The sequence below is a fragment of the Pseudomonas sp. PS01299 genome (genome assembly GCF_029960145.1).
Classification (GTDB): domain Bacteria; phylum Pseudomonadota; class Gammaproteobacteria; order Pseudomonadales; family Pseudomonadaceae; genus Aquipseudomonas; species Aquipseudomonas putida_A.
This window is the reverse complement of record NZ_JASCPO010000254.1, coordinates 1-7744: the sequence shown is the minus strand read 5'-3', so window position 1 is coordinate 7744 and position 7744 is coordinate 1. Positions and strand designations below refer to the sequence as shown.

8 protein-coding genes are annotated in these 7744 nt (G+C 59.9%); 5 read left to right on the top strand and 3 right to left on the bottom strand.

Annotated elements, in window-relative coordinates; translation table 11 throughout:
- Positions 1 to 155: 155 nt before the first annotated feature.
- The 3 genes from QMX91_RS26835 to purM are packed head-to-tail and all read right to left on the bottom strand — an operon-like array spanning position 156 to position 2586.
- A complete protein-coding gene (locus QMX91_RS26835; RefSeq protein WP_027614049.1) occupies positions 156 to 869 on the bottom strand; it encodes a DUF3108 domain-containing protein in 714 nt (237 codons plus the stop codon).
- Between the two features lie 8 nt (positions 870 to 877).
- Positions 878 to 1528: a phosphoribosylglycinamide formyltransferase gene (gene purN, locus QMX91_RS26830; RefSeq protein WP_047600250.1), complete on the bottom strand. Its 651-nt coding sequence runs from the start codon at positions 1526 to 1528 to the stop codon at positions 878 to 880.
- Entirely contained in the window at positions 1528 to 2586 is a 1059-nt protein-coding gene (purM, locus tag QMX91_RS26825) for a phosphoribosylformylglycinamidine cyclo-ligase (RefSeq protein ID WP_027614051.1), read from the bottom strand. The genes purN and purM overlap by 1 nt, the downstream gene beginning before the upstream one ends.
- 374 nt (positions 2587 to 2960) lie before the next feature.
- On the opposite strand from purM, the gene QMX91_RS26820 reads away from it, so the two are divergent.
- From QMX91_RS26820 to QMX91_RS26800, 5 genes are all read left to right on the top strand, one after another.
- A complete protein-coding gene (locus tag QMX91_RS26820) occupies positions 2961 to 4019 on the top strand; it encodes a DUF2066 domain-containing protein (RefSeq protein ID WP_282413632.1) in 1059 nt (352 codons plus the stop codon).
- Positions 4020 to 4053: 34 nt separating this feature from the next.
- Positions 4054 to 5127 (top strand): AI-2E family transporter, encoded by a 1074-nt coding sequence (locus QMX91_RS26815; protein WP_027614053.1) that lies wholly within the window; start codon positions 4054 to 4056, stop codon positions 5125 to 5127.
- Positions 5128 to 5346: 219 nt separating this feature from the next.
- Entirely contained in the window at positions 5347 to 6051 is a 705-nt protein-coding gene (gene hda / locus QMX91_RS26810; RefSeq protein ID WP_025111852.1) for a DnaA regulatory inactivator Hda, read from the top strand.
- A 225-nt stretch (positions 6052 to 6276) separates the two neighbouring features.
- A complete protein-coding gene (locus QMX91_RS26805) occupies positions 6277 to 6891 on the top strand; it encodes an NlpC/P60 family protein (RefSeq protein WP_007962885.1) in 615 nt (204 codons plus the stop codon).
- Between the two features lie 220 nt (positions 6892 to 7111).
- Positions 7112 to 7648 (top strand): C40 family peptidase, encoded by a 537-nt coding sequence (locus tag QMX91_RS26800; RefSeq protein ID WP_027614054.1) that lies wholly within the window; start codon positions 7112 to 7114, stop codon positions 7646 to 7648.
- Positions 7649 to 7744 lie beyond the last annotated feature (96 nt).

Genomic DNA, 7744 nt, shown 5'->3' with positions numbered 1-7744 from the left:
GGGCTTGCTCGCGAAGGTGTTGTATCAGATACATCTTCGTTAGCTGGCAGGCCGCCTTCGCGAGCAAGCCCGCTCCCACAGTATTTGTGTGTCGCCTGGGAATCGCAGGCACAAAAAAGCCCCGCATCTGCGGGGCTTTTCGTTGTAGCGGCAGATCAGCTGCCTTTAACGGTTTTGCCGTTGACCGTGCCGTCCTGGAGCATGATGTTGTACTCCTTGCCGTCGGTTTCAACCTGTTGCAGGCGGACCAGCAGGTAATCCCAGTCCTTGGCGAACCACAGCACAGTGATGCGCTTGCTTTGTGTCGGGTCACGCACGCGCTCGACCTTGATTGCATCGATCTTGCCGGCCTTGGTGTCGACTTTCTCGGCACCCAATACACGGAAGTCATAGGTGTCGACTTCACCGTCGTCGACCACCTGATAGCTCATGGTCTTTTTGCCGGAGGCGACGTCGTGCTGCAGCGCCAGTTGATAGGTCGACTTGTCGACCATGCCACGGTTCAGCGGGATCTTCACCGCGTCGCCCCGGTCAGTGCCGGTGACCATCTTGCTGTTCCAGTCGAAGTCCAGATCAGCCTTTTTTGCTTTGCCCAGACCACCACGTTCGAAGTGGTAGGACTGTGGCAGCAGGGTGTCCTTGTCCAGGGTCAGCGTGCTTTCTTCGGTCAGGCTGGCGATCATCATCGACGCTTTGAAGCTGAGTTTCCAGACGCCGTTGGCTTCCTTGGTCAGGCTGCGTTCGGCGGTGCCGCTCATGGGCAACTGTTTCCAGTCGGCGGTGTAGCTGGCGGAGAACGGTTGAAGGTCTGCCGCCTGCGCGAAAGGCAGGGCGAGCAGAGCGCAAGCGAAGAGCAGGGCGCGACGCATAAAATCTCCTAGTGTCGAATCAAGTGGCCGCTGGCCGCGAGTAACTGGCCATCCAGTAAAGCACCTTGCTCACCGAGTGCCAGTCGGCCTTCGGCAAACCAGCGTACAGCCATCGGATAGATCAGGTGTTCCTGGACATGCACTCGCTGCGCAAGTGTCTGCGGCGTGTCGTGCAACTCTACCGGTATTACTGCCTGTACGACCAGTGGTCCACCATCGAGTTCCTCGGTGACGAAGTGCACGGAGCAGCCGTGCTCCGCATCGCCGGCCTCGAGCGCGCGCTGATGAGTGTGTAACCCTTTGTATTTGGGCAGCAGCGACGGGTGGATATTGAGCAGACGACCCTGATAGTGGCGCACGAAATCAGCGCTGAGAATACGCATGAAGCCGGCCAGTACCACGAGTTTTGGTTTGAATTCGTCGATCAGTTCGATCAGGGCAGCATCGAAGGCCTCGCGACCTTCGAAAGCCTTGTGATCCAGCGAGCGGGTGGCGATACCCGCGTCACTGGCGCGTTGCAGGCCATAGGCGTCGGCGCGGTTGGAAATCACCGCAGCGATGCGGACCGGGCTGTCGCCGGTCCGCGTGCTGTCGATCAGAGCCTGCAAGTTACTGCCGGTGCCGGACAACAGCACCACGACATCACAGGTTGCGGACATTAATGAGCCTTAAGGTTCTGCAGATCAACCTGGGCAGCGCCTTCGGCAGCGGCAGCGATCTGGCCGATGACCCAAGGCTGTTCGCCGGCGTCACGCAGGGTGTTCAGGGCCACTTCAACGTGCTCCTGAGCCACGCAGATCACCATGCCGACGCCGCAGTTCAGTACGCGGTGCATTTCGGTCTCGTCGACGTTGCCTTTCTCTTGCAGCCAGTCGAAGACCGCCGGGCGAGTCCAGCTGGCCACGTCAACCACGGCCTGAGCGCCTTTTGGCAGAACGCGCGGAATGTTGTCCAGCAGGCCGCCACCGGTGATGTGGGCCATGGCTTTGACCGCACCGGTGTCTTTGATCAGCTTGAGCAGCGGCTTCACGTAGATGCGGGTCGGGGCCATCAGCAGTTCGGTCAGTGGCTTGCCGTCGAGCTGAACGGTTTCAATGTCGGCACCCGACACTTCGATGATCTTGCGGATCAGCGAGTAGCCGTTGGAGTGCGGGCCGGAGGATGGCAGGGCGATCAGTGCATCACCGGTGGCGACTTTCGAGCCGTCGATGATTTCGGCTTTTTCCACGACGCCGACGCAGAAACCGGCCAGGTCGTAGTCTTCGCCTTCGTACATGCCAGGCATTTCAGCGGTTTCGCCGCCGACCAGCGAGCAGCCAGCCAGTTCGCAGCCTGCACCGATACCGGTGACCACGGTGGCAGCTACGTCGACGTTCAGCTTGCCGGTGGCGTAGTAGTCGAGGAAGAACAGCGGTTCTGCGCCGCACACCACCAGATCGTTGACGCACATGGCGACCAGGTCCTGGCCGATGCTGTCGTGCTTGTTCAGGTTCAGCGCCAGGCGCAGCTTGGTGCCGACGCCATCAGTACCGGAAACCAGCACCGGCTGTTTGTAACCGGCCGGGATCTCGCAGAGGGCGCCGAAACCGCCCAGGCCGCCCATGACTTCCGGGCGCGCAGTGCGCTTGGCGACGCTCTTGATGCGTTCGACCAATGCTTCACCGGCGTCGATGTCTACACCGGCGTCCTTGTAGCTCAGGGAGGGTTGCTTGCTCATGATCCAGGCCTTTAGGGGAGGGGATTCAGGGGTAACGACCGAGTTCAGCGGGAACATCGAAATCGAGAGGGCGATGGCCTTACGCGAATTTCGGGGTACCCGGCTGTTGCCGGTCTGCGAAGGCGCGCGATTTTATCAGGCTTGAGGGGCAGCGGCCATCCTCGCGCCGACGGGCAGGGGCATAATCGACTGAAATTTTTTGCAATTGTGCCGGGCGGCTGCCTGTATAAGGTGTGCCGATTAACCGTCTATCGTTATCACTGTGCAAAAACTTACCGCTAGCGTGTGAATGTTTTGCGATGGCAGATTGTCACAGCCTTGCTTAACCGGTTCACGCGGCCTGTTCCAGCCGCTCCTGTCGACGGGAATTTTCCATGCGTTTTTGTAAATTGTTGGTTGTGGGTTGTTTGTCGTTGGTCAGCCTGGCGAGTCATGCCGAAAACCTCAAGGGTCTCTATCAAGTGCGCCAGCCGGTCAGCAGCCAGGCGCCGGAAGAGCGTGATCGCGCCACTCAGGCGGCACTGGATACGCTGGTGTTGCGCCTGACCGGTGACCCCAAGGCTCCGCAGAATCCGGGGCTGGCAGCGATTCGCAAGGATCCGCAGCAGATCATCAGTCAGTTCGGTTTCGATGCCGGGCCGCCGGAGGTGCTCAAGGTCGATTTCGATCCGGCCACCACCGAGCAGGCGCTGCGTCGCGCCGGGCTGTCATTGTGGGGGGCGAGTCGGCCGTCAATTCTGAGCTGGTGGCTGAACGATTCGACTGAAGGTTCGAGCCTGGTCGGCGACGGTCAGGCAGCGGCTGCACCATTGCGTTCTGCGGCTCAGCATCGCGGCTTGCCGCTGCGTCTGCCGCTGGCGGATCTGAGTGAGCAACTGGTAGCTACCGCGCCAGTGCTGGATGGGACCGATCCCGCGCCTTTGCGCGGGGCCTCGGAGCGTTACGGTGCGGATGCGTTGCTGGCGGTGCATGCGCACGAAGAGGGCGGGCAGTGGCAGGCCAAGTGGCATCTGTGGCTGGGTGATCAGAAAGAGGCCGGCAGTGTGCAGGGCGCCGATCAGGCTGCCGTGGCCGATGCCGTGATGCTGGCGGTGGCCGAGCGTCTGGCGCCGCGCTTTGTCGCCAAGCCTGGTGCTTCGGGCCAACAGACCCTGGAAGTGCAGGGCATGAATCTTGAGCATTACGCCACACTGCTGCGGTTACTCGAACCGTTTGGTGTGCGTCTGCAAAGTGTCGATGGTGATCGCATCGTGTATCGGGTCAACGGCAGTGCCGATCAGTTGCGCTCGCAATTGTCGCTGGCGAAGTTGCAGGAGTTGCCGGCCGAAGCGCCGACGCCAGTGGCAGCGCCGCAGCCAGCGTTGGCAGGTGCAGCGCCTGTTGCGGCTCCAGCGCCTGCACCGGTAGCACCTTCGTTGCGGTTTCGCTGGTAAGTCTTTCCTTATATAGAAGCAGTGGGAGTGGTAAATGGCCGATACGCGGCGTTGGTTCTGGCTCGGTGGGGTAGTCCTGCTTTGCGCATTTGTCTGGTTGCTGCATCCGATCCTCACGCCGTTTCTGGTGGCGTTGCTGCTGGCGTATCTGTTCGATCCGCTGGTGGATCGGTTGGAGAAACTCGGTTTGTCGCGAACCTGGGGTGTGATCGCGGTGTTCGCCTTGTTCACTCTGATCGTCACCACGTTGCTGTTGGTGCTGGTGCCGATGCTTGCCAAGCAGTTGGTGCGTTTGTATGAGTTGGCGCCGCAAATGCTTGACTGGCTGCAGCACACGGCGCTGCCGTGGGCGCAATCGAAGCTGGGCCTGTCTGACGGCTTCTGGAAGTTCGACAAGGTCAAGGCGGCGATCAGCGAACACATGGGGCAGACCACTGACATCGTCGGTGTGGTGCTGAGTCAGGCGACGGCCTCGAGTCTGGCGCTGATCGGCTGGCTGGCGAATCTGGTGCTGATCCCAGTGGTGAGTTTTTATCTGCTGCGCGACTGGGACGTGATGATGGCCAAGATCCGCAGCCTGTTGCCGCGTGATCGTGAAGAGACCATCGTCTCGCTCGCCGGTGAGTGCCACGAAGTGCTCGGCGCTTTCGTGCGCGGACAGTTGCTGGTCATGCTGGCGCTGGGCGTGATCTACGCAGCGGGCCTGATGATTGTTGGTCTGGAACTGGGGCTGTTGATCGGCCTGATCGCAGGCCTGGCGGCCATCGTGCCGTACATGGGCTTTGTGATCGGGATTGGCGCGGCGCTGATTGCCGGGCTGTTCCAGTTTGGTGGCGACTTGTACCCGATGATCGGCATCGTTGCGGTGTTCATGGTCGGGCAGGCGCTGGAAGGCATGGTGCTGACGCCTTTGCTGGTGGGTGACCGGATCGGTCTGCATCCGGTGGCGGTGATCTTCGCGATCCTGGCCGGCGGCGAGCTGTTCGGCTTTACCGGTGTGCTGCTGGCATTGCCGGTGGCGGCGGTGATCATGGTGCTGGTGCGTCACGTGCACGATTTGTACAAGGACTCGGATATTTACAGCGGGGCAGATGAGCCCGAGTTGTAATCCGATCACGGGCGGCCCGGCATTGTGCCGGGTTGGCCCGTGTTTTGCGGCGGGGTGTTTCGATACCGCGTCAGAGAAACTGTCATAAAACCAGCGTGTTAACGCAAACCTTTGATTTTGCTTGGGGTCTGTCGCATTGTGCGCTCAGCTTCACGGGTATAAACTTCGCAAACTTTACACAGAGGCCACTAACGGTTCCTTGAGAACTGTTCAGTCAGCATGAAACCGATTCAGCTGCCCCTAGGTGTGCGTCTGCGTGACGACGCCACCTTCATCAACTACTACCCAGGCGCCAATGCCGCTGCACTCGGCTATGTCGAGCGCCTATGCGAAGCCGACGCCGGCTGGACCGAAAGCCTCATCTACCTGTGGGGCAAGCATGGGGTAGGGCGTACGCATCTTTTGCAGGCGGCATGTCTGCGTTTCGAGCAGATGGGTGAACCGGCGGTGTATCTGCCGCTGGCCGAGCTGATGGATCGTGGTATCGAAATCCTCGACAACCTTGAGCAGTACGAACTGGTCTGCCTGGATGACTTGCAGGTGATTGCCGGCAAGCCGGACTGGGAAGAGGCGATGTTTCATCTGTTCAACCGCCTGCGTGACAGCGGTCGACGTTTGCTGATTGCCGCTTCAACCTCGCCGCGCGAGCTGCCGGTGAAGCTGGCTGACCTCAAATCGCGCCTGACCCTGGCGCTGATCTTCCAGATGCGTCCGCTCTCCGATGAAGACAAATTGCGTGCCCTGCAATTGCGCGCGTCGCGTCGCGGTCTGCACCTGACCGATGAAGTCGGACACTTTATTCTGACTCGCGGCACCCGCAGCATGAGTGCATTGTTCGACCTGCTCGAACAGCTGGATCAGGCCTCGTTGCAGGCGCAACGCAAGTTGACGATTCCGTTCCTGAAAGAGACCCTCGGTTGGTAGCCAGCCCTTGAAATACGAGGCTTTCAGCACGTTTCGACATATTTCAGGCGCCAGAAAATTCGCGTTTCCGCAACGTATGCAGACCGCGTATCGAGTCAAATGGGCTTAAGCGCTTAGATGTAAACGAGAAACCGGGAAGTCACAAAAAGATCGATTGAATTTGCAAATGAGGCCGATAGCGGGCATAGTCTCGGCTTCTTTACAACTTCAGCCACGGTCGTGCCCATGCTAAATCGCTTCGCACCCCTCGTGCCTCTCGCACTCGTCACCCTGTTGTTCGGTTGCGCTGCTCATTCTCCAGTTCAAGAGCAGCCTCAGCAGGTTAAAAATTCTGCCACTGCCCAGTCTTCCGTTATTTACCAGGAAGAGCTGGACACCGAAAAAGAACTCTCGGACTTCAACAAGAAGCCGTACGAGCTCCCGGTTCTGGCCGACAGTATCCTTGAACGCGGCATGTCCCTGATCGGTACCCGTTACCGTTTCGGCGGTACCTCTGAAGCCGGCTTCGACTGCAGCGGTTTCATCGGTTATCTGTTCCGCGAAGAAGCCGGCATGAATCTGCCGCGCTCCACCCGTGAAATGATCAACGTCGATGCGCCTCTGGTCTCGCGCGGCAACCTTGAGCCGGGCGATCTGCTGTTCTTCGCCACCAATGGTCGTCGCGGTCGTGTAAGCCACGCCGGGATCTACCTGGGTGACAATCAGTTCATCCACTCCAGCAGTCGTCGCAGCGGCGGTGTTCGCATCGACAGCCTGGGTGACAGCTACTGGAGCAAGACCTTCATCGAAGCCAAGCGCGCCCTCGCGATGGCTCCGACCGTGGTCACCGCTCGCAAGTAATTCCCCCGTTGTCGCCACGTCCGTGGCGACAAAAACGGTGCCCGGCAAGGGAGTAGACCTAGACTTTACAAGGTGAAGTTAAAGTCTTACTTGAAGTTTGCCGCGTAGCCGCTAGAATCCTGTATCTATATTGATGGCAAACCGCCTGCGTGCTCCGCAGGCGGTTTTGTTTCTGTCCATTCGGCAGAGAAAGCCGCAGCCAGATCAGGATGTTCTGCTTATGACGATGTCGGCCCGCCTCACAGTGATTTTCTTCGCAGCGCTGCTCAGCGCCTGCGCCAGCCGCACTCCGCCGCCTGCTCCCGTGGTACGCGCCCCGGTGGTGTTCGGGCCTTCCCAGGCTTTTTCGCCGGCTGCTGAAGACGTGCTGTTTCGCGCGCTGGGCCTGGTTGGCACACCTTATCGCTGGGGCGGCAACACACCGGATTCCGGGTTCGATTGCAGTGGCCTGATCGGTTTCGTCTACCGCGATGCTGCCGGTATCTCTTTGCCGCGTTCGACGCGCGAGATGATCGTGATGCAGGCGCCGAATGTCGGCAAAGAGGGTTTGCAGACCGGCGACCTGATCTTCTTCGCCACCAATGGCGGCTCGCAGGTCAGTCATGCGGGGATCTACGTCGGGGAAGGGCGCTTCGTGCACGCGCCGGCCACCGGCGGCACGGTGAAGCTGGACAGTCTGTCGAAGGCGTACTGGCAGAAGGCGTACCTGAGTGCCAAGCGGGTGTTGCAGCCGGAGCATCTGGCGCATAACCCGTAAACGCTGAAAATCTAAATGTGGGAGCGGGCTTGCTCGCGAATGCGGTGTGTCATTCACCCATGATGTTGAATGACCTGACGCTTTCGCGAGCAAGCC

Bases quoted from the DNA above. Each gene is read 5' to 3' on its own strand.
- QMX91_RS26815 (WP_027614053.1), top strand. From the start codon at position 4,054: ATGGCCGATACGCGGCGTTGGTTCTGGCTCGGTGGGGTAGTCCTGCTT.
- QMX91_RS26820 (WP_282413632.1), top strand. From the start codon at position 2,961: ATGCGTTTTTGTAAATTGTTGGTTGTGGGTTGTTTGTCGTTGGTCAGC.
- purN (WP_047600250.1), bottom strand. From the start codon at position 1,528: ATGTCCGCAACCTGTGATGTCGTGGTGCTGTTGTCCGGCACCGGCAGT.
- QMX91_RS26835 (WP_027614049.1), bottom strand. From the start codon at position 869: ATGCGTCGCGCCCTGCTCTTCGCTTGCGCTCTGCTCGCCCTGCCTTTC.
- QMX91_RS26800 (WP_027614054.1), top strand. From the start codon at position 7,112: ATGACGATGTCGGCCCGCCTCACAGTGATTTTCTTCGCAGCGCTGCTC.
- QMX91_RS26805 (WP_007962885.1), top strand. From the start codon at position 6,277: ATGCTAAATCGCTTCGCACCCCTCGTGCCTCTCGCACTCGTCACCCTG.
- purM (WP_027614051.1), bottom strand. From the start codon at position 2,586: ATGAGCAAGCAACCCTCCCTGAGCTACAAGGACGCCGGTGTAGACATC.
- hda (WP_025111852.1), top strand. From the start codon at position 5,347: ATGAAACCGATTCAGCTGCCCCTAGGTGTGCGTCTGCGTGACGACGCC.